Here is a 25373-nt window from a genome sequence, read left to right as displayed (position 1 = left end):
ACCATAAACAATGTTACGCCCGTCACTGAAACTAATTACTTTGTTTGCCCTGACCCGCATTACTGGACAACAACACCGCAAGCCACTGGCTTTCTTCACGAGATTCCAACGCTATTTTGACGACCATAGTCAATGGTACGGACAACAACATCCCCACACTGCCGAGTAACCACCCCCAGAATACCAAAGACAGAAAAACCACCAGCGTTGATAAGCCCATGCCCCGCCCCATTAACCTGGGTTCGACCATGTTGCCCATAACGGTGTTAACCATCACAAAGCCCAAGGCAACTAACCCGGCGGTGCCAACACCATATTGCACTAAGGCAATAAGCACGGCGGGAACCGCAGCGATAATAGAACCAATATTGGGAATATAGTTGAGTAGAAAGGCCAGTACACCCCATAAAAGAAAGTGATCGACACCGAGCACATAAAGCCAGACACCAATGATAAGCCCCGTACCCAGGCTCACAACGGTTTTGATGGCCAGATAGCTGTTCACCGACTGAATGAAGCGATCGATGTGCTTCATTTTCATCTCTGGATCAGCTAACGCGGTATGCAAACGAGATGGCATACTGTCGGCCTCAAACAACATAAAAATCACCGTGAGCAAGATGAGAAACAGATTCGATAACGCCCCGCCCATACCGCTTAAAAAATTGGTTGCCACCGACATAGCCATACCCGGGTCGAAATGCTGGGTAAACAATTCCCGATTGACGTGAATGTTAAAGGTAGCCAGTTTATCAATGACCCAGGCAAATTCGTTGTCGAGTTTTTCCCGGTATTGAGGCAGGTTTTCCTTAAAATCAGTTAATGATTGCCCTACAAGGCCTGCCAGCAGAAAACCAAAAACCAAAATAAGCAGTATTACTAATGTAATAGAGGCCCATCGCGGAATTCGTCGTGCCGTGGCCCAGTTGATAACAGGACTACACGCAATGGCGATAAACACCGAGAGAAAAAATGGCACCATGATCGCGCTCGCAGCTTTAATGCCGGCAAACACAACCACAAGGCAAGCCAATACCATCATGGCTTTCGCTGTGGGAGATCTTATTTCCATAGAATACTTATGTAATGTTCGGTTTCTGCTATCAAATTAACAAATTATACTGCTGATAGATATACTGAAAATAATGAGAAAAGAAATGACGTTAAATCAAGCCACCATCCGTATAAAAAACCTTCGCCTGCGTACTTATATTGGCATTAACGAAGACGAAATTCGCAATAAGCAAGATGTAGTTGTAAATGTCAAAATGCATTACGACGCTGCCAGAGCAACTGATACCGACAATATGCAGGATGCACTCAACTATAAAACTGTCACAAAGGCTATTATAAAATTAGTTGAAGACAATCGCTTCTCGTTGTTGGAGAAATTAACGGCAGATGTGCTGGCCATTGCGGCTGAACACGATTGGGTAACGTTTGCCGAAGTGGAAGTAGACAAACCCCACGCACTTAGGTTTTCTGATTCTGTTTCACTAACACTGTCCTGCACGAAGGGCTAAGAGGGTCACTTGAATATACTGCTCACCGGCGGCACGGGCCTTATTGGCACTCGCCTTATTGCTAAGCTGAATGGTGAAAGTCACTTTACAGTACTTTCTCGGTCACCGGAAAAAGCCAGACGCAAACTTCCTGCGAACGTTAACATCATCTCCGGGCTCCATGATGTACCTGATTTTTGCGACTTCGATGCGGTTGTAAACCTTGCCGGCGAACCGATTGCAGACAAGCGGTGGACATCGCTGCAAAAACACAGAATATGTGACAGTCGATGGGCCTTAACCGAGCAACTGGTTGAACGCATAAACCAGTGCAGTTTCCCCCCGGGGGTTTTCATTTCAGGTTCAGCGATTGGTTATTACGGCAGGCAGGGAGACAAGCCTGTTACAGAGTGCAATTTCACTATTCACGACGAATTTACCCATACTGTCTGCAGCCGCTGGGAAAACATTGCCATGAAAGCGGCGAGTGATAAGGTGCGGGTTTGTCTGTTACGCACCGGGGTGGTGCTGGATAAAGATCGCGGCGCACTGCCCAAGATGGCATTGCCAGTAAAACTTGGCGTGGGTGGCAAAATAGCAAGCGGACAGCAATACCTTTCATGGATCCACATTGACGATATGGTGAGTGGAATTATCCACCTGCTACACAACAGCAAGTGTGATGGCGCCTATAACCTTACCGCGCCCAACCCTGAAACCAACGGGGCTTTTACCGGCAAGCTCGCTCGCACATTACATAGGCCGGCGTTGTTCACCATACCGGCCTTTGTACTTGAGTTGCTAATGGGAGAGGCTGCGGATTTGGTAGTAACTGGGCAACGGGTACTCCCGGAGCGCTTATTAGAAGGTGGATTTGCATTCCAATACCCTACCCTCGAACAGGCGCTAAACAATCTGTACCCGAACTAAGGGCCAGCCATTGTCACACCATTTTTCGCAATAGTGCGGTGGTGTTTAACGACAACAATCGCCAACATCCGACAGCGCCCAGCCCCCCCACCATAGCAGCGCCGGCCACAGGCGCAATAATCCAGTATAACGGATGCAAAGACGCTTCCATCTGGAACACCTCGGTTTGCAATAGATAAAGGCTCAATTCGTTTGCCAGCGCCGCCATAAATCCGGCCACAGTACCAATAATGATAAACTCATACACAACACTCAACCGAATTAGGGAACCTCTTGCACCCAGGGTCCGGAGAATTGCCAGTTCTTGTTGCCTTTCATCCATAGACGCCTGAACTTGTGCAATCAACACCAGCGCCCCTGCCGCTAAGACCAAAACGAGGATAAACTCCACTGCCAGCGACACCTGATCGACAATATCTCGCAGTTGGTTAATACGCGCATCAACATCAAATAAGGTGGCGGACGGAAAGGGTTGCAGTAAATTAGTTAATTCAGCTTTACGCTCGGTCGGCAGATGAAAACTGGTTATATACGTGGGTGAAAATGCCGTCATGGCAGCAGGCGACAGCACAAAGAAAAAATTGGGTTGCATGGTTTGCCAGTCAACTTTTCGCAAACTCGTTACTCTTGCCTTTATCACTTCGCTACCAATATTAAAGGTGAGTTCATCACCAAGAAAAATATCCAGCCGCTCGGCTATCTGTTCTTCTACTGATACCGGATAGATACCGTCTTTCGGAGCCGTGGCGTCGTTACCCTGCCAGGTACCTGCGGTAATTTCATTGCCAGGCTGTAATGTGTCACTCCAGGTTAAATTGGCTTCCCGTCCCAACCCGTCTCTGCCCTCATCCTTGCGGGACGCGTCTTCTTTTGTCACTTCCGTATTTACCCGTTCGTCATTAACAGCAACAAACCGACCGCGAACCACGGGATAGAAATCTGACATTTGTACATCAGCCTGGTTGAAGTGTTTCTCAAGTATGGGTTTTTGTTGCTCCGTGATGTTAATGAGAAAGTAATTTGGCGTGCCGGCGGGCAACTGTGCTCGCCACTGAGACACCATATCGTTGCGCATGACCAGTACAATCAATAAGAGCAGCAACGTGATAGAAAAACTAATGAGCTGAACACTGTTGTCCATGGCTCGGCGCCGTATCCTTGCCCATGCGAGTTGTCGGGCACCCATGGAGCCGCTGCCGAGCCTGCGTCCCAACCGAATGAGCCCCAGCGTCACCAACAACAGTCCGGCAACTAAGGCACAGCCAGATGCAAATAGAATTGCGCTGATTTTTAAATCCTGGCTGTACATCCACATGAGGCAGAAAATGGCACCACCGGCAGCAAAAAACTGCAGGCTCTTGGCACTAAGCTTAGCATCCATATCACGCCGAAGCACCCGCAACGGCGGTACAGAAAATAGCCTTAACAAGGGATATAGAGAAAATAGAAGTGCACAGATGACACCGGTTAATACCGCTATAATAACAGGCCGCCAGTACCACACATCAAGGGCTACGTCAACAGTACCAGCCAGCGCAATCACCACTACCTGCTGAATAATAAATCCAGCAACGACGCCGAGAAAAATCCCCACTGTGGCAATGAAACAAATCTGCAGGGCATAGATGCGCTGGATAGTAGTTTTGCTCGCTCCCAGTGTTTTCATAATGGCAACAGGATCGAAATGTCGCTGGCTGTATCGCTGGGCCGCCACGGCAATAGACACGGCAGCAAGAATTATAGCCAGCAAGCTCGCCAACAGAAAATACCGGCCTGCCCGGGCAACGGAACGGCCAATAGGAGAGTCGTCGTCGCCCACAGCTCGCCAACGGTGAATTTCATCATCTAAATTCGGTCGTAACCAGTTAAAATAGGCGTCAAGAGCATGATTGTCCCCGGTAAAGTATGCCTTGTAAGTCACACGGCTTCCCGGCCCCGTAATATTAGCTGCGTCCAGGTCTGCTTTTCGCATCAGTACAATGGGATCTGAATTAAACACACTGAAGCCCGCATCGGGGATTTCCGACAGTACGCTTGTAATAGTTAAGGCAATATCGCCAATATACACAGTATCGCCAACACTAACGTCCAATAGCTGAAAAAGTCGAGAATCCAGCCAGGCTTCTCCGGGCGCTGGCAATTGTGCAGTACTGGTCGCCTCGCCAAATGGGGTTGTGGCAACTTTTATTGTGCCTTTTAACGGATATTGCGCATTCACTGCCCGTAAATCTACCAACGACATTTTCTCGTCGCCAAAGGCCATAGAACGCATTGATACCTGCTCAGCAGTGCCCAGGTTTTGTTCACGTGCTGTCGCCAGCCACTCGGGATTGATGGGTTGAGACGAACGCAACTGGCTATCTGCTGCCATAAAACTGGCAGAGCGCTCCGTCAAAGCGCCTTGCAATCTTTCACTGAACAATGACAACGACAATACAGACGCAACAGACAGCACGATAGCCAGTAAAATGATGGTCAACTCGCCGCGTTTAGCCTCGTGCTTGAACAATCGCCAAGCCAAATTATACGCCGTACCCATATTATGCTCCCTGTGCTATGACGGAGGCTGTTGTGGTTTCTGTTAACGCTCCGCCTAGCATAGTCAATTGTCTTTGACAGCGCTGCGCCAGCGCGTTGTCATGGGTCACCAGAACCAATGTCGTACCAATGTCTTTGTTCATTTGAAACAGCAACTGCTCAATTTTATCGCTGTTAGCCGCATCGAGATTACCGGTGGGTTCATCAGCAAACAGGATCTTTGGCTGGCCGATAAACGCCCGTGCAATTGCCACTCGTTGCTGCTCTCCGCCCGACAACTGATTGGGATAATGATGAGCCCGATGAGATAGCCCCACCTGTTCGAGAATGTCCTGCGCCCTGGCTTTGGCATCTTTATAACCGGCAATCTCAGCTGGCAACATCACATTTTCAATGGCAGTCAGGCTTTGCACAAGCATAAAGCTTTGAAAAATAAAGCCTACTTTCTCGCCGCGTAAGCGCGCTCTGGCCTCTTCATCCATGGTGTGCAGAGGTTCGCCATCCAAGAGAATTTCTCCGCCAGACACTTCATCGAGGCCCGCAAGCAAGCTCAATAAGGTGGATTTACCGGAGCCGGACGCACCGACAATGGCAACGGACTCGCCATCCTTGACTTCAAAAGAGATTGGTTGAAGGATCTGAAGTTCACCTTCACTCGTCATTACGTTTTTTATAATATTTCGGGTGCTGATCATAGGAGTCGTCACTGTCGTGGGTTTGTTACATCAATATCGCCGCAGATTGCTTGTCTGGGCCATTCTCTTTTTACCGCTTTTAGCGTTTTCAGATCATCTTTACGCCAGTGCAGATGACCATAAAACGTCTGCACAATTCAAGCTGTTAGTATTAGGTGACAGCTTAAGCGCCGGGTATGGATTAGCGCAACACCAAGGTTGGGTTAGTTTGTTACAAAATCTGTGGAACCACGATGAGGTTAAGATCGACGTTATAAATGCTGCGATAAGCGGAGAGACCACCGACGGTGGCCTTGCCCGGCTTCCCAGACTGTTACAGCAGCACTCACCAACTCACGTATTAATAGAGTTAGGGGGGAACGACGGCCTGCAAGGCCATGCAGTGCAGAAAACAAAAGCCAACCTCGACACCATGGTAACTATGGCTAAGCAAACTGGCGCTACTGTGTTCATACAAGATATGGAAATTCCCACGAACTACGGTCGACGCTACACCCAAATGTTTGCCGACGCTTTTGATTCTGTTGCAAAAGAGAACGATATCACGTTAATTCCATTTTTTTTGCAAGATATAGCACTTGACCCGGCTCTGATGCAAAAAGACGGTATACATCCAAATGCCGAAGCACAGCCTGTGATAGCTGAATTTATGAAACAACAGCTCACGCCCCTCATTGTGAAATAAAAAAGAGGATGCATGGGCATCCTCTTTTTTGGCGTTACAATGCTCGCAACTAGGGTTTCACATAATGGGATGTGGTGTCAGTCTTATTGCCTGACAACTTCAGGTAACGATCTCGCAATTTAGTTTGCCGGGACGTCATATCGATGGCTTCACCTTCAATAAACACCTGCTCAGCAGCTTCTGTCACTTCCAGTGGGTCACCACTCCACACCACTACATCGGCACGCATTCCCGGTGCCAGTGAACCAACTTTATCATCAACACCTAAGATGGCCGCTGGAACCGATGTCAAACTCGCAATGCCACCTTCGTACGACAAACCGTTCGCTACCGCATTACCGGCGTGCTGTGCAGCCAGGCGAATGTTGTGCGTATCCATGCCAATGGCAACTTTCACCCCCGCCGCTTCAAGCCGCGCGGCGTTGTGAAGTGTGGCACCCAACTGCCCAAAGTTGCCCGGTAAATTAAGCTGTGGATCCAAAATAACCGGAATATCTGCACTGGCAAGCTGATCTGCCACTCGCCATGCTTCTACACCGTGTAGGAGCACAATGCGCATTCCTGGATGACGTTTTTTAAAGGCCAAAACCTGACGAATATCAGCTGCTCGATCGGCCTCAATAAACAAGGGCATCTCGCCTTTTAATACGCCTCTTAGCGCTTTGACGTCTGCCCGTGAGTTAATGCCGTCCCAATGGGTTATGAGGTTAGGAACTTGAAGAGTATTTTTAGCCTCATCAATTAATGCTTCAAGGGTAACCCATAAAGCCGCCCGTGAACCACCATGACTATCCACAGCATTTCCGTCCACATTAACAACCATAAAGGCTTTTTCTTTTAGTAGTTCAGCATCGTCATCTAAGCCAATAACCGCCCCCTGCCCATGAAAGAACATGTCGGTGTACTGCACCGTGGTTGCTGCAGATGTTACCCCTTCAATACGGCTGACATCAATAAGCGTGGAATCAGGGTTGATGGCAAAAGTCACATCCAATGCAGCCCCCGTATGGGTAATCGGTGATTGGCTGGCAGACGCATCAACTTCTCCGGCCCAGGAGGATATTTCAACAAGGCCCAGGGAGGTAAGCGCGCCAATAAAACCAGGGGTGACCACCTTACCTGTAGCATCAACACGGGTATAGCCTTCAGGGACTTGTTCGCCTTCCAATACCTGGCTGATAATACCGTCTTTCAGTAACACCGTACCCGTTTCAATTGTGCCTTGCTCGGTTTGTGTTATGACCTTACCACCTACAATGGCAATGTTTTCTGCCAAAGCACTGGTGCTAATTGCCGCGGCGATAGCCAATGAAAGTAAATGCTTCATTTCTCGTCTCCTTCACCTACCTGGCCTACTTCAAAATCACTCAACGGCCAGCTCTGCGGGTCATTCAGGTTGAACGCCAGGCCTCCATCTATATAAACCTGCTCCGCTTTGGTATAGGTAGAAAACGGGTTGCCTGTCCACAACACCACATCAGCATTTTTGCCCACTTCCAGAGAGCCGGTTTTATCGAAAATTCCCAATGATTTCGCTGGGTTAGCACTCAACCACTGCCACGCTTGGGCCATGGGTATGTCGATACCCGCACGACGCCCGTCCGACCAGGCTTTGGCTGCTTCCTGATTTAGTCGCTGAATTCCCAACTCGTCATCGGAATGTACGATGGCACACGCCTTAGCCTGATGCACAACAGGAATATTTTCCCGAATACCGTCATAGGCCTCCAGTTTAAAGCCCCACCAATCTGCCCACATAGAAGCACATACGTTATTCTCTGCCAGTTTATCGGCTATTTTGTATCCTTCTACGGCATGGTGAAATGACGCTATCTGGTAGTCAAATTCTTTCATCATGTCCATCATCACCACCATTTCGTCGGCGCGGTAACAATGCATGTGCACAAGTATGTCGCCGTTAAGTACCCCTGCCATGGTGTCTTTGTCCAAATCCCGTTTTGGCGCTTTAGGGTTCTTTCCTGCGTCGTAATCGGCCTGATATTTTTCCCACTCACGCATGTAAGCCTGCGTATCCGCCCAAGCCTGACGATACCCTTTTACATTGCCCATGCGAGTCATAGGGCCGCCCTTCTTACCGTAAACCCGTTTTGGGTTTTCACCGCACGCCATTTTCATACCGTATGGGGCATCTGGGAATTTCATATCCTGCATTGTTCGGCTAGGCACATTTTTCAATACTACAGAACGACCACCAAATAAATTAGCTGAGCCCGGCAATATCTGTAGTGATGTGACACCGCCTGCCAGCGCACGGCCAAATCCCGGGTCCTGGGGCCATACGGAATGCTCTGCCCATACGCCGGGCGTCACCGGACTGGTCATCTCGTTGCCATCGGAGGTAGAGCCAACAGATGGTGAAGGATAAACGCCTAGGTGACTGTGATTATCGATAATGCCAGGTGTTACCCACTTTCCTTTACCATCTATCACGGTGGCGTTATCGGGGAAAGAAACCGTATCACCGACGGCCATTATCTTGCCATCAGCAAAGTAGATCATGCCATTTTCTATTTTGCTACCCAGCCCATCGAGAATGGTCACATTCTGAATTACCGTGGGATTGCCCGGAATGGGTGTATAAGTGCTTGGATAAGGATCGGTATTAATTGATACGTAGGCTGCCTGCTCTTGTGTGTCTGCGGGCTCGTCGGAGCAAGCCACCATTGCAACAGAACACAAACAGGCCAGCCCTACGGCCAACTTAGGAGGTGTGTGTTTCATGATAATATCCGTTTATAGTTTGAATTATGTGTTAAGGCATGCCATTGCAATAAAACAATGAACAACGAGCCTGACACCAACTTAGACAAACAAACGGCTTTACACAATAGTGTTTAAGATTAAGCAACCTTGACGTGCGAGGATTGCCTTTTTAAAACGGCCACGATGTCATCGGCATTTTGCATACGCCGAATATCATTAAACAGTACTTCTGCCTGACCATACTGGCGCTTCAAATAACCACACCATTGTTTGATGCGGTTAGGGTAATAACGCCCCTTGTCGCCGTATATCTCATAACCTGAATAACGGATCAGCAAACTGGCCACCTGTTCCCATGGCATTGGGTTTTCAACGCCGCGGATGGTTTGCGCCAAGTTCGGCAAGGCCAAAGCACCACGCCCTAACATTAAGTCTGTACAAGTGGATTGCTGTTGACAGTTTCTTGCGTCATCGGCAGTCCAAATTTCACCATTTGCTACCAGTGGAATATCGGTATGTTGCCTTATCTTGGCTATCCAATCCCAGTAAGCTGGCGGTTTATACCCTTCGGTTTTCGTACGGGCATGAACAACTAACTGACTGGCTCCGGCTTCAGATATGGCCACGGCATTGTCAACTGCCAAGGTTTTATCTTCGAAACCGAGGCGAATTTTCGCCGTCACGGGTTGATCCACAGGTACGGCTTCTCTAACGGTTTTAACAATGTTGTAAAGGGTTTCGGTTTCTTTTAGCAACACCGCCCCCCCCTTACTTTTATTCACCGTTTTCGCTGGGCAACCGAAATTCAGATCCACACCAGGCGACCCTAACTCCACGGCAGTTTGCGCGTTTTCGGCCAGCCACTGCGGATGCTGCCCCAGTAATTGCACACGCACGGGAACGCCTGCCGGTGTTTTCGAACCATGGTGTAATTCCGGACACAATTTGTAGAATGTGCGTTTGGGTAATTTCTGATCCACCACTCTGATAAACTCGGTTACACAGAGGTCAAAACCACCAACGCGAGTAAGCATATCCCTCATCAGGTGATCGACGACACCCTCCATGGGCGCGAGTAAAATTCTCATAACCGATACAGTCCAGCAAACCCCTGAAGTGGGACGAGATAAAAATGGACCCGAAGTATAGCAGATTTACCCTCGGGTTACACGGTAAATGCTGCTACCAACTGCTTGGTTTCTTTGGCCATACGGGCCAATTCATTCGTCGCTTCGGAGGCTTCTTCAGTACCTCTACTCAGTGCTTCTGTCATCTCCGCAATGCGGTTGATATTTTCACTCACACTGTTAGACGTTGCATCCTGTTCTTCCGTTGCCGACGCAACGCTGTCAGCCATAAGTTGAACTTGCTCAATAATGTTAGAAAGCTCATTCATTGCTGTGGTCACCAGATCGACCAAATGAATGCCACCATCCGCTGCGGTAGACGCTTTGTCCATCTCCTGCACAGAACGATGGGAGGAGACATTCATTTTTTCAACGATCTGGCCAATTTCCACCGTGCTTTTTTGCGAGCGATTTGCTAGCGCCCGCACTTCATCAGCAACAACAGAGAATCCTCTCCCCGCTTCCCCAGCCCGCGCCGCTTCAATAGCAGCGTTTAATGCAAGGAGATTGGTTTGATCGGCAATTGACGTGATGTCACTTAACAGGGAATTAATTTGCCCTACTTCATGTTGCAAAGATGAAATAACTTGCGTTGACTCACCCAGCAATGAAACGAGTAGCTTAATATTCCCTGCAGCGAGCTCTGCCCTTTCCATATTTTCTTTTAAGCTTGAGGATGCACTTTCAGTTTGTGAAAGGGAGTGAGTTGTACTCCTTGATACATCTGCAATAGACATTGACAATTCTTCCACGGACGACGCCACCACCTGTGTTTCATCCAATTGTTCATTGGCCTTGCTTCGACTTTGCAGCATGATTGCACTGAGAGAATCCGAGGCTTCGGCAAGCTTGGAAGCATCAATCTTTATTGTTTTAACAATTTGATGAATTTGACCAATAAACTGATTAAAAGGGTAAATCACATTGTTAATTTCGGGAATAGATACAGTCTCTAATCTTACGGTTAAATCCCCCTGCCCACTGGCTAACGCCGTACATGCCAATCCCAATCGCTTTAATGGTCTAACCATAGTATTGGCCAGCCATAACGCAATAAAAATAGCCACAGCTATAACAAATAGAGCTTGGATTAATGTTGAAATAAGCAACGTACTTTGTAAATCACTTGCAGGGCCTAAAGCTTCTTCCACATCAACTTCAGCAAGTAAAGCATATGTATATTCACCAATCTTCACCGGAGAAAATGATGAAAATACTTCCACGCCCCGGTAGTCTTCTACAATCCTAAAACCTTCTTTCCCCGTTAGTGCATCAACGCTAGATAAAGAGCGTACTTCTTGCAAACCTATAGATGTATCTGCACCCTTTATCTGTTTGGAAATGGAGGGGCTAATGTCGTTAATCGCGGCGAGATACCCTTTTTTATCTTCAAGAAAAAAGCGGCTTTCTGTGACAAGCAAATTATCTGGTGAAACGAGATAGGTCTCCCCACTTTCGCCAAAACCACTGCTTACCCATTCGCGATGATGGGTAAGTACACCGTTAATTCTATCTATGGGGATTTGAAATATAAGAATAGCAACTTTATCGCCATTTTCGCTGAAAACCGGCGTTGCTAGAAATCCTGCCATAGCATTATACGATGGCAAATATTGTGCAATTTTACTCACAACAACCATTTGCGAATCCGTTATTGCTTTGGCGAGCGTGAAGGCTTCACCAATACCGGTTCTCGCATATGGGCCGGACAACAAGCTCGTTGCATAATCCAATTCTTTGAACACACTGTAAACAATTTCTCCTGTTTCAGGCTCTGCGATAAAAATATCATAGTACCCAAAATCGAGTAAAAACTGACGTATCTCTTGATGGTATTGTTCGTGAACGCTGGCATAATCCGTACCATTGTTAAGATTAAGCAATTCATCTTTTTCGCCTAAAGGATATGAAGAGTTGGCGATAAAGTCGAATTGTAATTTCCTAGCGGTGTCTGGCAGGTTATTCACTAGTGAGGCAGGATCTGACAAGCGATTTATATTGCGCTCCCGATAGGTTTCGGCAAAAGCACTGGTGTAGTAATTGGTCAACTGGCTTGCCTCAGCCGCTGTAAGAGAGGCGCGTTGCTGCGCATAGCTAGCATAAGAGGTGGTAAAGGCTTTACTGGCATTGAGTATCAATGAAGAAGAAGCAAAGTTTCGCATTTGTGCTTCTATAAATTCGATGTAGCTTACAACAGCTTTTTTTGTTTGCGTATTCTGTTGGCGCAAACTGTGCCTTGCGGCCTCCTCCAAAGCTTGGTTTGATTGGGAAACGGCAACGAAAGAAGCCGATGATGCCAAAAATAGCACACACAGCGACACAAGTGTCACAATAGCAAACAGCAATCGATTTTTCAGCGTCAAAGCTCTTCCTAATTCACATTATCTGGATATATATCCTAAGAATAGCTGACAAATGAGAGAAATCACCGTTTAAAACACCAAACTGTAAACCAAATTTATTACTTTTACCCAAGCGATTGGTTGATTACGTTTTTTTGCATCCACAAGCACACATAGATACTGAATATTTCCCGCAAATATGCAGTAAATTCAGCCTCGCTTTCACAAGTATGCTTCACCAGTTGCTGACGGTTGCCATCAAAAATTAACGCGTAGAAAACGCTCATCGTGTACCTCCAGAAAACAGAAGCACAATATACATCCAGACGTCTAAACTTTCAAACATCCAGACACCCAAAATGGATAGATAGAAAAAGATGGTAAACACCTAATGATGAATTACAACAAAATAAAACGTAAGCCGCCAATAATCGCAGCTACTTGCGCGTCGTTACACACACCTGCGGTTGCCTGAGGACTGTCGGGATACACTTCCGTTGTAGTGACATAAGGTGCGTCTGTTAGCCCGCCACAGAGAAATAGCGCCTTTTTGTCATAGCCAATGACCCCGTCAGACAATAAAGAAACACCGATAATTTTCCCGTGTTCATCCGCGGGGGCAATGTGAGTAACCTGACGAACCTGATGAATGATTGCCTCCTGAAACGCCAGTTCAACTTTTTTGCTATCTGCAACCAAATAAAAGCCATCCGGTATATTCCAAATGTCATGGGACGTACCATCTCTAGCAGCAAGGGCAGGACGAAATTCAGTATTGTCAGTGTCTGTAGTCTCGTGTAAATCGATGTGCATATGCACGGGTTCTTCGATGTCATCAACCATGGCTTTTAACAACGCCGATTCTGGTGCCGCTGAATTTGCCTTAAAATTCCGGTTGGGATCAAGCGCAAGGGGATTCCAGCGGTTCACCGTTTCGTAACCCCATGGACTGACACAAGGAACAATGACAAAATTACATTTGTCGGTCCATGAAGCCAGGTGTTCTCGAGCAAATTTCAACGCTCCTTGAACTCCACTAGTTTCGTAACCGTGTACGCCACCGGTGATCAGTACCGTTGGCAATGACGGATTAAATGTTGCCGGACGGATAGACAACAACGGATATCGGCCGGTGTCGTAAGGAAGCGCACCGTATTGCACGATGTCATAACCAAATGGCAATTGAGGCATTCGCGATATCACCTCATCCCGATAACTTCGCTTAATAGTTTGATTGTCCCGCCATTGTTTTTTTTCTTCTTTTGACCAGGGAGTACCTGGCGTACCAATGGGATAATTGTGCATAGTTGACCTGAACGTAAATGTAAAAAGGAGTGCAGTCTATCACGACCCACACTTTCTTAGTTTGCTTTATAAGAGGCGCAAATACACCCAGTTTGATGTGGGTAAAGAATAACGGCTTATGAAGATTTTCAGCAGTAAAAAAAAAAGACCAGCAAATGCTGGTCTTTTTCGTTTTATGGCGTCCCCTAGGGGATTCGAACCCCTGTTACCGCCGTGAAAGGGCGGTGTCCTAGGCCTCTAGACGAAGGGGACAGAAATTTGGTTTTGCGAAGCCAAGCTTCGCTAAATTTCCGCAAGGCGATTCACGATTTGTCGCGAGTTCAACCTTAACCCAGGTTCGAAAGCTACGCTTTCGAATTTTTCAGTAGTGCGAGGTAAGTCAGCGAACTGAGCGACCTTTGTATACTGAATTTTTCAGTCAGAAGTTGAATTATCAACTTCAGCTTATTGCACAGTATTTATCGACTGTGATGCGATGTATATGGCGTCCCCTAGGGGATTCGAACCCCTGTTACCGCCGTGAAAGGGCGGTGTCCTAGGCCTCTAGACGAAGGGGACAAAATTTTTACTGGCGCTGCGCTGCAACACTAAAATTTTGTAAGGCAGATCACTTTAACGTGATAGCGGCCTTTACCTAGGCAATTTTGCAAGTGAAGCAAAGCTTCACTAAATTTCCGCAAGGTGAGATAAACGCTGCGAATCGAGCAACTTTTCCTTACCGAAACTTCTGTCCGAAGGTCAAACCTTCAGCCAACATCACATACTGGTACATGATGAAAATTGGTGGAGCCAGGCGGGATCGAACCGCCGACCTCCTGCATGCCATGCAGGCGCTCTCCCAGCTGAGCTATGGCCCCGTCCTGAGTTCAGCCACTTTTTAATGCGGCTGTTCCGTGACAGCGGGGCGCATTCTAGGCATCCCCTACTGTCCTGTCAACGCTTTTTTTAAGAATTTTCTCTGTTTGCTATAAAAGTAAGCGCATTGTCTATTCTGTCGGCAATCTTCTGTTTTGACAGCAGATTCAATGTAATATCCAGTGATGGCGAATTACCACTGCCAGTGGCGGCTACACGCAAAGGCATACCTATTTTGCCCATACCAACCCCCAACGTCTCTGCCGCCTTATTAATAGCGGCAGCAATATTCTCTGGATTCCACTCTTCCACTGCCAACAACATTTCTTTAACTGTCTTGAGTGCTTCTTTCGCCACCGGACGAAGATGCTTTTTCGCCGCATTAGCATCAAATGCTTCAAAGTCCTCATAAAAATAACAGCTGATTTCAGCCATTTCTTTTAACGTTTTAACTCTGTCAGCCTGAATAGCAATGACAGACTCCAGTGCAGGCCCGGCACTCAAATCAATATTCATTTGATCAAAATGCCACTTCAATCGGGAAGCCACTTCACTGGCAGGCAGTGTTTTCATGTAATGTTGATTTAGCCAAATCAGTTTCTCGGTGTTAAAGGCTGAAGCCGATTGACCAATAGCGTCCAAATCGAAGTACTCAATCATCTCATCAACTGAGAAAATTTCCTGGTCGCCGTGGGCCCACCCCAGCCTTACCAAGTAATTTAAAACAGCTTGGGGGAGAAAACCATCATCACGGTATTGCATAACACTCACGGCACCGTGACGTTTCGACAGTTTTTTACCGTCATCACCCAGTATCATTGACACGTGCGCATACTCAGGAACCGGCGCTCCTAATGCCTTGAGAATATTAATTTGACGCGGGGTATTGTTAATGTGGTCTTCACCGCGCACAACATGAGTAATCCCCATATCCCAGTCATCAACAACAACACAGAAGTTATAGGTTGGTGAACCGTCAGAACGCTGAATAATCAAGTCATCCAGTTCCGCATTACTTATCTCGATTTTGCCTCGAATGTGATCGTTAATAACCACTGTGCCTTCCTGAGGGTTTTTAAAACGCACAACAAAGGGTTCCCCCTCAGGATGATCTGTACGATCGCGCCAGGTACCCGGGTATCGCGGTTTCTCGCCGTTCTCTTTTTGCTTCTCTCTTATGGCGTCCAGTTCTTCTGGAGACATAAAGCACTTATAGGCTTTTCCCTCATCCAACAGTTGCTGGATGAGCGTCCTGTACCGATCAAAGCGCTCGGTTTGATAATAGGGCCCTTTGTCCCATGTAAGGCCGAGCCATTGCATACCGTCTAAAATAGCTTGTTTAGCGTCGTCAGTAGAGCGCTCTAAATCTGTATCTTCTATTCGAAGGACAAATTCCCCCCCCTGACTTTTTGCATATAACCAGGAGTAAAGAGCGGTTCGGGCACCGCCTACATGAAGATAGCCTGTTGGGCTAGGAGCAAATCGCGTTACGACTGACATTGATAATCTCTATAATAAAACGTGGAATGAAAACTGCGGGCATTCTACCAGTGTCGGTAGTTTTGAAAAAGCCCGGCTACACAATTCCGCAAACGCGAATGAAAAATCGCCTTTCTATTACTACCCTTCTGTCAATTTTTTACCATACTTAGGCAAAGTCACGGGTAATCACTTGCTTACAAAACGGCCAACATTGTTAAAAATCCATCGAAAAACCCAACGATTGGCGGCAATTCAGCCAATCAGTCATTTTTCCTTAATTTTGTGGTTGACAGTACGCCAAGCAACTCTATAATACCGCCCCACTTGCCAAGCACGGCAAGAAAACAAATAGCGGACGCTTAGCTCAGTTGGGAGAGCATCGCCCTTACAAGGCGAGGGTCACTGGTTCAAGTCCAGTAGCGTCCACCACTTTTCAGGCAGGATTCCACTGGTTTAGCAATACCCATTGCCGTTGCCGGTTGTAGTGAACAAGCCTGTGAAAAGGCTATTTGTAGTAAGAAAGACGGACGCTTAGCTCAGTTGGGAGAGCATCGCCCTTACAAGGCGAGGGTCACTGGTTCAAGTCCAGTAGCGTCCACCACTTCTCTGCAAGTGGTAATTTAGCGTTACTTTTTTACTATCATCTCAGGACGCTTAGCTCAGTTGGGAGAGCATCGCCCTTACAAGGCGAGGGTCACTGGTTCAAGTCCAGTAGCGTCCACCATCCTTCTTATTTTCAAGTTCTTGCTCGGGTCACTGGTTCAACAACATTCGTTGCGAGTCGCAGTAGCGTCCACCACTTTTCTGTCCAATCCATTCTCAATCCCTGTACATGTTGTTTTATTGTTTCATTCGCTTCACGGTTTCTCGCGATCCGTGCTATCTTCGAAAAAAGGAGCCAAGACAATCAATTTCTCAGGGAATTGTTCTTTTCGGCCGATAATTCGAATTAAACCTTGCTGCTATGGATAGGTACTAGCGTAACTCATGAACACACAACTCGCCCAACAAATCCGCGTACTCATTGTGGATGACCAAATCCTGGCAAAAGGATACCTGAAATACACCATGGAAGAGCTGGGCTTTCAGGATATAAGTTATATTGATAGTGCCGAAGAAGCGCGCAGAACTATCAGTGAATCAAATTTCGACCTTGTGGTTTGCGCTTACGACTTAAAAGAAGAAAAAGAAGGTTACTTTCTCTATGAGCAACTCAAAGCGCATCAGCTTCTGCCTCTGGCAACAGCATTCGTATTTATATCCGCCGATACCACAGCAGAAATAGTACATTCTATTGTAGAGCTTCAGCCAGACGAGTTCCTCGCTAAACCGTTTTCTGTTTCTGAACTCGACAAGCGGTTAAGCCGTGTTTTGGTGCGAAAACAATCCCTCAAGCCTATCTATACACTCATGGACGCCAATGCATTTCCCGCTGCACTGGAAGAGCTTGAGCGATTTCTTACCGAACCTAAAAACGCTGAATTCTTTCCCCTCGCCCTTCGCATTAAAGGGGAACTTTTAATGCTCTGTGGCAGGACTCATGAAGCGGAAGACTTTTACCAGGCCATTATCAACGTCCAGGATTTCACCTGGGCACGCCTTGGCTTAATTCGCTGTTATATTGAATTAGATAAAGACGATGAAGCAGAAAAACTGATTTTGCGCCTCGCTTTTCAACCCGATGCCATGCTCAGTGCCTACGATTTACTCACCGCACTGCAAATAAAGCAACAAGCCTTTGACGATGCATTGGAGTCGGTAAACCTTGCCAGCGGTATTTCTCCCCGCAATGTCCACCGGCACAAAAAAGCGGTGACCTTATCCCGCCTCACTCACGACTATGAAATGCAGTTTGATGCAGCTAAGCGCGTGGTAAAATATGCAAAACATTCGATTCACGATAAACCTGAAAACTATTTAAATGTTGCCCGAGCAGGTATTGATTTTGCTATGACCGCAGACACCAAAGAAACGCAAGTACTGGTGCACCAGGCTAAGGATTTTATTCGCCAAATGAAATCGGCTTTTCCCAAGGCGCAGTTAGATTCAGAACTCACCGTTATCAATGCCCGCTTGTACTATCTCGACGATGAAACCGAAAAAGCAAAAAATCTGCTGGGTCAGTTGTCAAATGAAACCTGGGAACAGGAAAGTACTGAAGCTCTCATGGATAGGGCCAAAGCGTTTCACGAAGTGGGGTTACAAGAACACGCGCTGGCAATCCTGGATACTATTGAGCAGCGCTGTCTTGCAGATGAGCAGGAAAACAACCTGTTGCTTCACTACGTGAAACAAGAAAAATTCGAAAAGAGCACTATTGCTCACAGTCCCAAAGCGCTGAACAATATTGCCGTTGCATACTATCATCAAGGAAATACGCAGCAAGCACTTCACGCGTTCAGGCAAGCCTTTACCGTCATGCCGAAAAACCCTGCGATTGCAATCAATCTCATTCAAACCACGGCTACCGAGATACGCGCTCAGCGGGCATCAAACAATGCCGCCACCAGAGAGTTGTTGTATAACTGCATGACTACCGTTGAAACGGCAACGTTGACTGACGAGCAACAAGAGCGTTATCAGAAACTGAAAAAAACCGTGCGCACCCTCGTCGATATATAAAAACCAGAGTAAAACTACTCCGTGTCGAAGTGCTGCTCATACACCACCACATCCTCGTCAAATACGTCATCGGTGTAGCGAAAATGATGGGAAAACGTCAGTCCCAATTTTTTCATCACCGCTATAGACCCCCGGTTTTCGGGCAGTGCTATGGCTGAAAAACGTCGATAGCCGTGGTCTACTAAACACTGTTTCACCTGACGCGCTGCTTCTGTGGCCACTCCCCTGCCCCAACTAACACGGCGGAAACGCCAGCCTAATTCAATATTTTCGTCGTCTCTTTCTCCTGAGAAAAAGCCCATTGGCCGCACCAGGATCCACCCCAAATCATTTCCGCCTTTGCCTTTTTCGGCCACGCGCCACAAACCCCAGCCTTTGTCCCGTTGGGAAAACGCCGCTAAGCGGGGTAAAAACGTATGGTTGATTTCTTCTCTGGTGGTTTTCCTTCCACCAGTGAGGTATCGCATCACTTCTTCATCCTGGTCGAGAGACCAGAGAAAGTCAGCGTCATCTGCGGTAATGAAATGAAAAGAGAGGCGCGAAGAATCCGCAACATTCACATCGTCACCCTCCAAGCATCGCTAAGTGAGACGTTGCCCCTGTAATGCCATCATGTAAATAATGAGTGGCGTGTTTTTTCCCCAGTAATTGTTGCAAAAAAGCCATTAAACCTGGTACATCGCCATTTTTCAAATACGGTCTGATATCAATGCCCTGTTCACTGAACAAGCACAAATGAAGTTTCCCATTCGCCGCCACCCGCAGTCGATTACAGCTCTGACAAAAATCCTTGCTGTACGGCATAATCAGACCGATACGCCCTGCGTATTCTGGGTGGAAAAACTCTTCCGCCGGGCCTGCATCTTTGGTGCGAATAACCGGCTGCCAACCTTCACTGAGTAACTCGGTTTTGACAGGGCCGCCCGACAAATGCTGTTGTTTGAAAAAACGAGGGTGATCACCGGTTTCCATGAGTTCAATGAAACGCAAAGTCACTGGTGTGTGTTTAAGCCATTGCTTAAACTCATGGAGTTGTTTACCCGCGTAGTCTTTGAGAAATACCGTATTGACCTTCACCGTCAGCTCTTCCTGCAAAGCGACATCGATGCCGTCTAAAATTGCTGTAAGCTTATTGTGACCGGTGATATCTGCAAATTGGCGGGGGTCCAAACTATCGATGCTAACATTAATTTGGTCTAAGCCGGCTTGCTTCCACGACTTAGCATCACGCTTGAGTCGCGCCCCATGTGTTGTGGTGGCAACCTTGTTTACGCCCTCAGTGGCTTTACATACCTCTATTACCTCAACAAAGTCCCTCCGCAGACTGGGCTCGCCTCCAGTTATTCTTACTTTACTGGTACCCAGAGCGGCGAAGGTCTTAACCAGAGTTGTGATTTCAGGCAGCGCCATAAACGCGTCGTCCGATGGGCCCTTATAACCATCAGGCAAGCAATACTGACACCTGAAGTTACACGCTTCAGTAATAGACAAACGCAAATAATGAAATCTACGACCAAAGCTATCCTCTAACAATTGGGCTCCCCGGTAACGGTTTGATCACATAACACAAAAGACCGCCATACTTTACTGACAATTTCAAATACGTCACTTTTTACATTCATGGGTTTAGGATACCATGACCAACCTCAACCTAACAGGGTCAGACAGTACACAATGCGACCATCGAAATTTAATGTTGACCCGAGTGTTCCTGTGCGCTGGCAGGTTATTCAACAACTTTGGCCATACCTTTTGGAATTCAAAGGCCGGGTTTTGCTGGCCCTGACATGTTTGGTTCTGGCCAAAGTCGCTTCCGTGGGCTTGCCCTATGTTCTGAAATATACGGTAGATGCACTCAGTGTTCCCGGCGATAAAACCGGGTTTGTTGCCGTTCCGCTAGCCCTTATTGTTGCCTACGGCACCCTGCGCTTACTCAACGTCATTATCAGTGAAATTCGCGACACCTTATTTGGCAGGGTGACGGAACGGGCCATGCGCAGAATGGGACTCAAAGTGTTCAATCATCTGCATCGCCTGGATCTTGGATTTCACCTCAATCGCCAAACTGGGGGGCTTTCCCGGGATATAGAAAGGGGAACTTCAGGGATCAGCTTTCTCATGCGTTTTTTAGTTTTTAATATTGGTCCCACTCTCCTTGAAATTACTGTAGTGGTCGGTTTACTGCTCGTTCAGTACGGTTTGTCTTTTGCCGCCATTATTTTGACCTCTGTGGTGTTGTACGTACTCTATTCTATGAAAGCCACACACTGGCGCACTCGCTATGTTCAGGCGATGAATCAGGCAGACTCTTCCACTCATACCCGTGCCATAGATAGCCTGCTGAACTTTGAAACCGTAAAGTACTTCAACAACGAGGCGTATGAAGCAAACCGGTACGACGAAAACCTCGCCAAATGGGAACAAGCGCGGCGTAAAAACAGGTTATCACTATTTGCCTTAAACGGCGGCCAGGCTCTGATCATCGCCTCAGCCATGACGGCGATGATGGCCATGGCGGCACACGGCGTTGCTCAGGGTAATATGACCATTGGCGATTTTGTCCTCATCAATGCCTTTACCATGCAAATATTTATGCCCCTTAACTTTTTAGGCTTTGTATACAGGGAAATTCGAGGCTCTCTGGCGAACATCGACAATCTGTTCGCACTGCTTGAGAGAAAGTCGGCAGTGGAAGACAAAAACGATGGAAGACAATTAAAAGTTACTCGTGGAGAAGTGCGTTTTGAACATGTCAGCTTCGCATACCGCAGCGACAGGCCAGTGCTTAATGACATCAGTTTTACCCTGTCTCCCGGCGAAAAACTGGCCATTGTCGGAGCAAGCGGGGCTGGTAAATCAACCATTACTCGCTTGCTTTTTCGTTTTTATGATGTGACGGCAGGACGTATTCTAATTGACAATCAGGACATACGAGAGGTCACTCAAGAGTCGTTGCGACGTCAGCTGGGCCTGGTACCTCAGGATACCGTGTTGTTCAACGATACCTTGCTGGAAAACATTCGCTATGGTAAACCGGACGCTTCAGAAGCAGAAATTAACCGCGCGATTAAGACCGCTCATTTAGACGATTTTATTGCTCAGCTACCAGAAAAACTGAACACCCGAGTTGGCGAACGAGGTTTGAAGCTTTCCGGTGGTGAGAAACAACGGGTTGCCATTGCCCGGGCTCTTCTCAAAAACCCACCCATTATGATATTTGACGAAGCGACGTCGTCACTGGACAGTGGTTCGGAACAAGCTATTTTACAAAGGTTGTCTGCCCTCGCTATCGGACACAGCAGCTTGGTTATCGCCCATCGTCTATCGACCATTACAGATGCGAATCACATTATTGTATTAATAGGTGGTCAAATAGCGGAAGTAGGTACTCATACCAGTTTATTGGACAAAAACGGGGAATACGCCCGTTTATGGACACTTCAACAGGCTCAATTAAAGGAGTGACCTTGGACGCCTCCCTCTTAAAAACAGCAGTTAATACGGTTATGCCATTCGGCAAGTACGCGGGTAGAAAGCTCTTCTATTTGCCGGAACCCTACTTGGTGTGGTTTCACAAACAAGGCTTCCCCAAGGGAAAACTAGGAGAGCAACTGGCGTTGCTCTACGAAATTAAACTCAACGGGCTGGAAGCCTTAGCCGAACCGCTTGTAGAGGACGACTGAACAGGATGTCGGGCTGCATTTAATTACTCAATTGGTAATCGAAGTGATAGTAATGCACACCGTCTTTAATGTGAATGGTCATGTCTCCCCTTAAACCAGTGAGTGCATCCGTGCCCGAATCAGGAATGACTTTAAGTGTTAAACTGTCCTGGCCCTTATCCATTAAGCCGAAATGTTGTAGCGCAAAGGTTCCTGTTTTACCTTTCAGAGCACCGGTGACTATCTCTATTGCTACATAACCGGCCGAACCGGATGTAGTCGTCATTACTGACAACATTTCGCCGTGGCTTTCTGCAGTTAACGGCCCCTGAAAATGCTTACTGATAGTCATTCTCGCTGGCTTGAGACCGCCTTGCGCCTTCACACTACAATCTACTGGTTGCAGGGCTACTGTAAATTCTCCACTGGCTTGCATGTTCTTTCCTTATACTTTGGTAATTGCCACACACTACTGTATAATCATACATATCTCATCGCAATTTACTAGCGCTTTTAGTTCCATGTACTCACAAACCAAAAGGCAGAAAAATAACCTTATTGATGACAGAATCCTTGCCATTCACCGGGCAATTGCAAAAAAAGTTATCGCTCAGCCCCTCTTTATAATGCAAGCAAAGAAGGTGTTAGAAAAACGGTACGAACAAAAGCTCATTCGATATGGCAGCTACTTACTTTGGCAGAGCCTGCTTGAGCTAGAAGAACCAGAAGTATTTAGTGCGCAACTCTTGAGCGTTGAGCCAAGGTGGTATGCATTGCGCAGAAGCACAATTTTTGTTGGGGTATTAACCGAGGAAGAAAGGAAGGATGCGCTGTCAGAATAGTGACAGCGCATTTATCAGTACTTAGTGGCCATTTCGCAGGTGATCTGCAACCAAGAAGGCCATCTCCAAAACCTGATCGGCATTTAAACGCGGATCGCACTGCGTTTTATAGGCTTGCTTCAGATCTTCATCAGATATCTGATATGCTCCGCCAGTACATTCAGTCACATGCTGACCGGTCATTTCAAGATGAACGCCACCAGCGTGCGTTCCTTCGGCTTCATGCGCCGCGAAGAACTGGCGAATTTCACTTAATATAGCGTCGAAATTCCGGGTTTTATATCCACTTGAAGCCGAAAAAGTATTGCCGTGCATAGGGTCTGAACTCCAGACAACGTTGCGACCTTCCGCCTTAACTCTGCGTAACAACCGGGGCAAATTTTGCTCTAACTTGTCGGCCCCCATACGAGTGATAAGCGTAAGACGGCCAGGATCGTTGTCAGGGCTTAACACGTCGATCAGCCTGATCAGCTCATCTTCGTCCATAGTGGGGCCCACTTTCACACCAATGGGGTTGTGAATGCCGCGGAAAAATTCCACATGTGCATGATCGAGCTGACGGGTCCTCTCACCAATCCACACCATATGGGCAGAACAATTGTAAGGCTTGCCAGTAAGAGTGTCTGTGCGTGTCAGCGCCTGTTCGTAATTCAACAACAAGGCTTCGTGAGAAGTAAACAGCGTCGTTTCATGCAAAGCTGGCGTGTTCAAAGCATTCAGTCCAATGACTTTCATAAACTCAATGGCATCCTGAATGCGACCAGCCATATCCTGATAGCGATCTTTAAGGGGGCTGTTTTCCACAAATGCCATATTCCAGCGATTCACTTCGCTAAGATCTGCCAAACCACCCTGTGCAAACGCCCGCAATAAATTGAGCGTGGATGCACTACGATGATAGGCATCCAACAACCGCTGTGGATCAGGTCGGCGAGCATCTTCAGTAAATTCGAAACTATTAATGATATCTCCGCGATAACTTGGCAGCGTAACACCGTTGATGGTTTCAACATCAGAAGAACGCGGCTTAGCATACTGCCCAGCCATGCGGGCGACCTTAGTTACCGGGCAACGACCGGCAAAAGTCATCACAATGGCCATTTGCAGCAAAACTTTAAACGTGTCGCGAATTTTTGGCGCGTTGAACTCATCAAAAGATTCTGCGCAATCCCCACCCTGCAATAAAAAACCTTTGCCCTGAGCCACTTCGCCGAGCTGACGACGCAGTTCACGGGCTTCAGCTGCAAACACGAGCGGAGGATACGAGCTCAATGTTTGTTCAACTTGTGCTACTTGTTCCTGATTGTCATATTCAGGTTGCTGCAGAATTGGCTTTTTTCTCCAGCTGTCGGGTTGCCAGTTACTCACGCTTACTCCTCGTATTTATTGATAGCGATGGCCCGTATTCATTGCCCACATGTTAACACAATTCTGTTTGTACCGCAGATCATGACGTGAGAAAAAAAGTGATTTTTTTGCGCAGACGAGAGCCATAAAGCAACAATGAATTTAAATACCTTCCAAAAAGTGATGACCAATAGGCCAGATCGATTTCTTAGTGACCTTGCAAGTGCTGAATGAGTCCGTCTGACGCTTGCTCGATGAGGTCTAACACCAACTCAAAGCCGCGTTTTCCACCGTAGTATGGATCCGGGACTTCGCGTTCTGGACCGGTGGTAAATTCCAGAAAATAACGAATTTTATGTTTAAATTCATCAGGACATACTTTGTGCAAGTTGTCGAAATTACTTTCGTCCATGGCAAGAATGAAATCGAAATGTTCAAAATCACGGCTTTCCACACGCCGACAACTGATGCCCTCAAACGAGTACCCCCTTTGTGCACCGCAAGCTTGAGAACGCTTATCAGGTTCTTTACCAATGTGATACCCGTGGGTACCGGCAGACTCAATATCCACTGCTAGACCGGCCTGTTTCGCTTTGTGGCGAAATACGGCCTCTGCGGTGGGGGAACGACAAATGTTCCCCAGACACACAAACAATACCGATGGTTTTTTATCCATTTGAAACCCTACATCAAAACAATACAGCACACGGGCTAA

General features: G+C 47.2%; 22 protein-coding genes and 6 tRNA genes. 10 read left to right on the top strand and 18 right to left on the bottom strand.

What is annotated here, in order from left to right:
- Positions 1 to 31: 31 nt before the first annotated feature.
- A complete protein-coding gene (locus KO518_RS11895) occupies positions 32 to 1072 on the bottom strand; it encodes an AI-2E family transporter (protein ID WP_216026037.1) in 1041 nt (346 codons plus the stop codon).
- A gap of 85 nt (positions 1073 to 1157) precedes the next feature.
- Here KO518_RS11895 and folX point away from each other — a divergent pair, with 85 nt between their 5' ends.
- Together folX and KO518_RS11885 are read left to right on the top strand one after the other, a co-directional pair.
- Complete coding sequence (gene folX / locus KO518_RS11890) at positions 1158 to 1523, top strand: dihydroneopterin triphosphate 2'-epimerase (RefSeq protein WP_216026036.1); 366 nt, start codon at positions 1158 to 1160, stop codon at positions 1521 to 1523.
- Positions 1524 to 1532: 9 nt separating this feature from the next.
- A complete protein-coding gene (locus KO518_RS11885; protein WP_216026035.1) occupies positions 1533 to 2432 on the top strand; it encodes a TIGR01777 family oxidoreductase in 900 nt (299 codons plus the stop codon).
- 13 nt (positions 2433 to 2445) lie between these two features.
- On the opposite strand, the gene KO518_RS11880 is transcribed toward KO518_RS11885, so the two are convergent.
- Together KO518_RS11880 and KO518_RS11875 are read right to left on the bottom strand one after the other, a co-directional pair.
- Positions 2446 to 4971 carry an ABC transporter permease gene (locus tag KO518_RS11880; protein WP_216026034.1) on the bottom strand — a complete coding sequence of 842 codons (2526 nt, stop codon included), beginning with the start codon at positions 4969 to 4971 and terminating at the stop codon, positions 2446 to 2448.
- A 1-nt stretch (position 4972) separates the two neighbouring features.
- A complete protein-coding gene (locus KO518_RS11875; RefSeq protein ID WP_216026033.1) occupies positions 4973 to 5665 on the bottom strand; it encodes an ABC transporter ATP-binding protein in 693 nt (230 codons plus the stop codon).
- A gap of 22 nt (positions 5666 to 5687) precedes the next feature.
- Between KO518_RS11875 and KO518_RS11870 the strand changes: the two genes are divergently transcribed.
- Positions 5688 to 6350, top strand: coding sequence for an arylesterase (locus KO518_RS11870; protein ID WP_216026887.1), 663 nt, complete (start codon positions 5688 to 5690; stop codon positions 6348 to 6350).
- A 49-nt stretch (positions 6351 to 6399) separates the two neighbouring features.
- Here KO518_RS11870 and KO518_RS11865 read toward each other — a convergent pair whose 3' ends face one another.
- The 10 genes from KO518_RS11865 to gltX all read right to left on the bottom strand — a co-directional run bounded on the left by KO518_RS11865 (position 6400) and on the right by gltX (position 16203).
- A complete protein-coding gene (locus tag KO518_RS11865; RefSeq protein WP_216026032.1) occupies positions 6400 to 7677 on the bottom strand; it encodes an amidohydrolase family protein in 1278 nt (425 codons plus the stop codon).
- Positions 7674 to 9092, bottom strand: a complete 1419-nt coding sequence (locus KO518_RS11860; RefSeq protein WP_216026031.1) for an amidohydrolase — start codon at positions 9090 to 9092, stop codon at positions 7674 to 7676. The genes KO518_RS11865 and KO518_RS11860 overlap by 4 nt, the downstream gene beginning before the upstream one ends.
- Before the next feature lie 119 nt (positions 9093 to 9211).
- On the bottom strand, positions 9212 to 10162 hold the full coding sequence (locus KO518_RS11855; protein WP_216026030.1) for a tRNA-dihydrouridine synthase: 951 nt from the start codon (positions 10160 to 10162) through the stop codon (positions 9212 to 9214).
- Between the two features lie 77 nt (positions 10163 to 10239).
- Complete coding sequence (locus KO518_RS11850) at positions 10240 to 12564, bottom strand: methyl-accepting chemotaxis protein (protein ID WP_216026029.1); 2325 nt, start codon at positions 12562 to 12564, stop codon at positions 10240 to 10242.
- A gap of 104 nt (positions 12565 to 12668) precedes the next feature.
- Complete coding sequence (locus KO518_RS11845; RefSeq protein WP_216026028.1) at positions 12669 to 12830, bottom strand: hypothetical protein; 162 nt, start codon at positions 12828 to 12830, stop codon at positions 12669 to 12671.
- A gap of 112 nt (positions 12831 to 12942) precedes the next feature.
- Entirely contained in the window at positions 12943 to 13848 is a 906-nt protein-coding gene (locus KO518_RS11840) for a M14 family metallocarboxypeptidase (protein ID WP_216026027.1), read from the bottom strand.
- Between the two features lie 176 nt (positions 13849 to 14024).
- A tRNA-Glu gene (locus tag KO518_RS11835) sits at positions 14025 to 14100 on the bottom strand.
- Between the two features lie 230 nt (positions 14101 to 14330).
- Positions 14331 to 14406: transfer RNA gene (locus KO518_RS11830), tRNA-Glu, on the bottom strand.
- Positions 14407 to 14629: 223 nt separating this feature from the next.
- Positions 14630 to 14705 (bottom strand) — tRNA-Ala (locus tag KO518_RS11825).
- A gap of 88 nt (positions 14706 to 14793) precedes the next feature.
- A complete protein-coding gene (gltX, locus tag KO518_RS11820; RefSeq protein ID WP_216026026.1) occupies positions 14794 to 16203 on the bottom strand; it encodes a glutamate--tRNA ligase in 1410 nt (469 codons plus the stop codon).
- A gap of 335 nt (positions 16204 to 16538) precedes the next feature.
- Here gltX and KO518_RS11815 point away from each other — a divergent pair.
- From KO518_RS11815 to KO518_RS11800, 4 genes are all read left to right on the top strand, one after another.
- Positions 16539 to 16614, top strand: a tRNA-Val gene (locus KO518_RS11815).
- A 96-nt stretch (positions 16615 to 16710) separates the two neighbouring features.
- Positions 16711 to 16786, top strand: a tRNA-Val gene (locus tag KO518_RS11810).
- Positions 16787 to 16833: 47 nt separating this feature from the next.
- Positions 16834 to 16909, top strand: a tRNA-Val gene (locus KO518_RS11805).
- Positions 16910 to 17172: 263 nt separating this feature from the next.
- On the top strand, positions 17173 to 18807 hold the full coding sequence (locus KO518_RS11800) for a response regulator (RefSeq protein ID WP_216026025.1): 1635 nt from the start codon (positions 17173 to 17175) through the stop codon (positions 18805 to 18807).
- 14 nt (positions 18808 to 18821) lie between these two features.
- Here the strand turns inward: KO518_RS11800 and KO518_RS11795 are convergent, their stop codons facing one another.
- Positions 18822 to 19367, bottom strand: a complete 546-nt coding sequence (locus KO518_RS11795; protein WP_216026024.1) for a GNAT family N-acetyltransferase — start codon at positions 19365 to 19367, stop codon at positions 18822 to 18824.
- 4 nt (positions 19368 to 19371) lie between these two features.
- The gene (gene moaA / locus KO518_RS11790) at positions 19372 to 20340 is read right to left on the bottom strand and encodes a GTP 3',8-cyclase MoaA (protein WP_216026023.1); all 969 of its coding nucleotides are present in this window, start codon (positions 20338 to 20340) and stop codon (positions 19372 to 19374) included.
- Between the two features lie 141 nt (positions 20341 to 20481).
- Between moaA and KO518_RS11785 the strand changes: the two genes are divergently transcribed.
- Complete coding sequence (locus tag KO518_RS11785; RefSeq protein ID WP_216026022.1) at positions 20482 to 22272, top strand: ABC transporter ATP-binding protein/permease; 1791 nt, start codon at positions 20482 to 20484, stop codon at positions 22270 to 22272.
- Positions 22239 to 22490 (top strand): DUF3820 family protein, encoded by a 252-nt coding sequence (locus tag KO518_RS11780; RefSeq protein WP_216026021.1) that lies wholly within the window; start codon positions 22239 to 22241, stop codon positions 22488 to 22490. Before KO518_RS11785 ends, KO518_RS11780 begins: the two co-directional genes overlap by 34 nt.
- A 19-nt stretch (positions 22491 to 22509) precedes the next feature.
- On the opposite strand, the gene KO518_RS11775 is transcribed toward KO518_RS11780, so the two are convergent.
- Positions 22510 to 22905 carry a DUF3224 domain-containing protein gene (locus KO518_RS11775; RefSeq protein ID WP_216026020.1) on the bottom strand — a complete coding sequence of 132 codons (396 nt, stop codon included), beginning with the start codon at positions 22903 to 22905 and terminating at the stop codon, positions 22510 to 22512.
- A gap of 85 nt (positions 22906 to 22990) precedes the next feature.
- On the opposite strand from KO518_RS11775, the gene KO518_RS11770 reads away from it, so the two are divergent.
- The gene (locus KO518_RS11770) at positions 22991 to 23311 is read left to right on the top strand and encodes a hypothetical protein (RefSeq protein WP_216026019.1); all 321 of its coding nucleotides are present in this window, start codon (positions 22991 to 22993) and stop codon (positions 23309 to 23311) included.
- 21 nt (positions 23312 to 23332) lie between these two features.
- Here the strand turns inward: KO518_RS11770 and KO518_RS11765 are convergent, their stop codons facing one another.
- Both KO518_RS11765 and KO518_RS11760 read right to left on the bottom strand, forming a co-directional pair.
- Positions 23333 to 24679 carry a class II 3-deoxy-7-phosphoheptulonate synthase gene (locus KO518_RS11765; RefSeq protein WP_216026018.1) on the bottom strand — a complete coding sequence of 449 codons (1347 nt, stop codon included), beginning with the start codon at positions 24677 to 24679 and terminating at the stop codon, positions 23333 to 23335.
- Between the two features lie 187 nt (positions 24680 to 24866).
- Positions 24867 to 25334, bottom strand: a complete 468-nt coding sequence (locus KO518_RS11760) for a low molecular weight protein-tyrosine-phosphatase (protein ID WP_216026017.1) — start codon at positions 25332 to 25334, stop codon at positions 24867 to 24869.
- Positions 25335 to 25373 lie beyond the last annotated feature (39 nt).

It is taken from the genome of Aestuariibacter sp. A3R04 (assembly GCF_018860805.1).
GTDB lineage: Bacteria > Pseudomonadota > Gammaproteobacteria > Enterobacterales > Alteromonadaceae > Alteromonas.
Note: the sequence above shows the minus strand (reverse complement) of the source record. Positions and strands in the feature narration are given on the sequence as shown.

Bases quoted from the DNA above. Each gene is read 5' to 3' on its own strand.
- KO518_RS11760 (WP_216026017.1), bottom strand. From the start codon at position 25,334: ATGGATAAAAAACCATCGGTATTGTTTGTGTGTCTGGGGAACATTTGT.
- folX (WP_216026036.1), top strand. From the start codon at position 1,158: ATGACGTTAAATCAAGCCACCATCCGTATAAAAAACCTTCGCCTGCGT.
- KO518_RS11770 (WP_216026019.1), top strand. From the start codon at position 22,991: ATGTACTCACAAACCAAAAGGCAGAAAAATAACCTTATTGATGACAGA.
- KO518_RS11800 (WP_216026025.1), top strand. From the start codon at position 17,173: ATGAACACACAACTCGCCCAACAAATCCGCGTACTCATTGTGGATGAC.
- KO518_RS11855 (WP_216026030.1), bottom strand. From the start codon at position 10,162: ATGAGAATTTTACTCGCGCCCATGGAGGGTGTCGTCGATCACCTGATG.
- KO518_RS11895 (WP_216026037.1), bottom strand. From the start codon at position 1,072: ATGGAAATAAGATCTCCCACAGCGAAAGCCATGATGGTATTGGCTTGC.
- KO518_RS11840 (WP_216026027.1), bottom strand. From the start codon at position 13,848: ATGCACAATTATCCCATTGGTACGCCAGGTACTCCCTGGTCAAAAGAA.
- KO518_RS11780 (WP_216026021.1), top strand. From the start codon at position 22,239: ATGGACACTTCAACAGGCTCAATTAAAGGAGTGACCTTGGACGCCTCC.
- KO518_RS11875 (WP_216026033.1), bottom strand. From the start codon at position 5,665: ATGATCAGCACCCGAAATATTATAAAAAACGTAATGACGAGTGAAGGT.
- KO518_RS11880 (WP_216026034.1), bottom strand. From the start codon at position 4,971: ATGGGTACGGCGTATAATTTGGCTTGGCGATTGTTCAAGCACGAGGCT.
- KO518_RS11865 (WP_216026032.1), bottom strand. From the start codon at position 7,677: ATGAAGCATTTACTTTCATTGGCTATCGCCGCGGCAATTAGCACCAGT.
- KO518_RS11775 (WP_216026020.1), bottom strand. From the start codon at position 22,905: ATGCAAGCCAGTGGAGAATTTACAGTAGCCCTGCAACCAGTAGATTGT.
- gltX (WP_216026026.1), bottom strand. From the start codon at position 16,203: ATGTCAGTCGTAACGCGATTTGCTCCTAGCCCAACAGGCTATCTTCAT.
- KO518_RS11785 (WP_216026022.1), top strand. From the start codon at position 20,482: ATGCGACCATCGAAATTTAATGTTGACCCGAGTGTTCCTGTGCGCTGG.
- KO518_RS11845 (WP_216026028.1), bottom strand. From the start codon at position 12,830: ATGAGCGTTTTCTACGCGTTAATTTTTGATGGCAACCGTCAGCAACTG.
- KO518_RS11860 (WP_216026031.1), bottom strand. From the start codon at position 9,092: ATGAAACACACACCTCCTAAGTTGGCCGTAGGGCTGGCCTGTTTGTGT.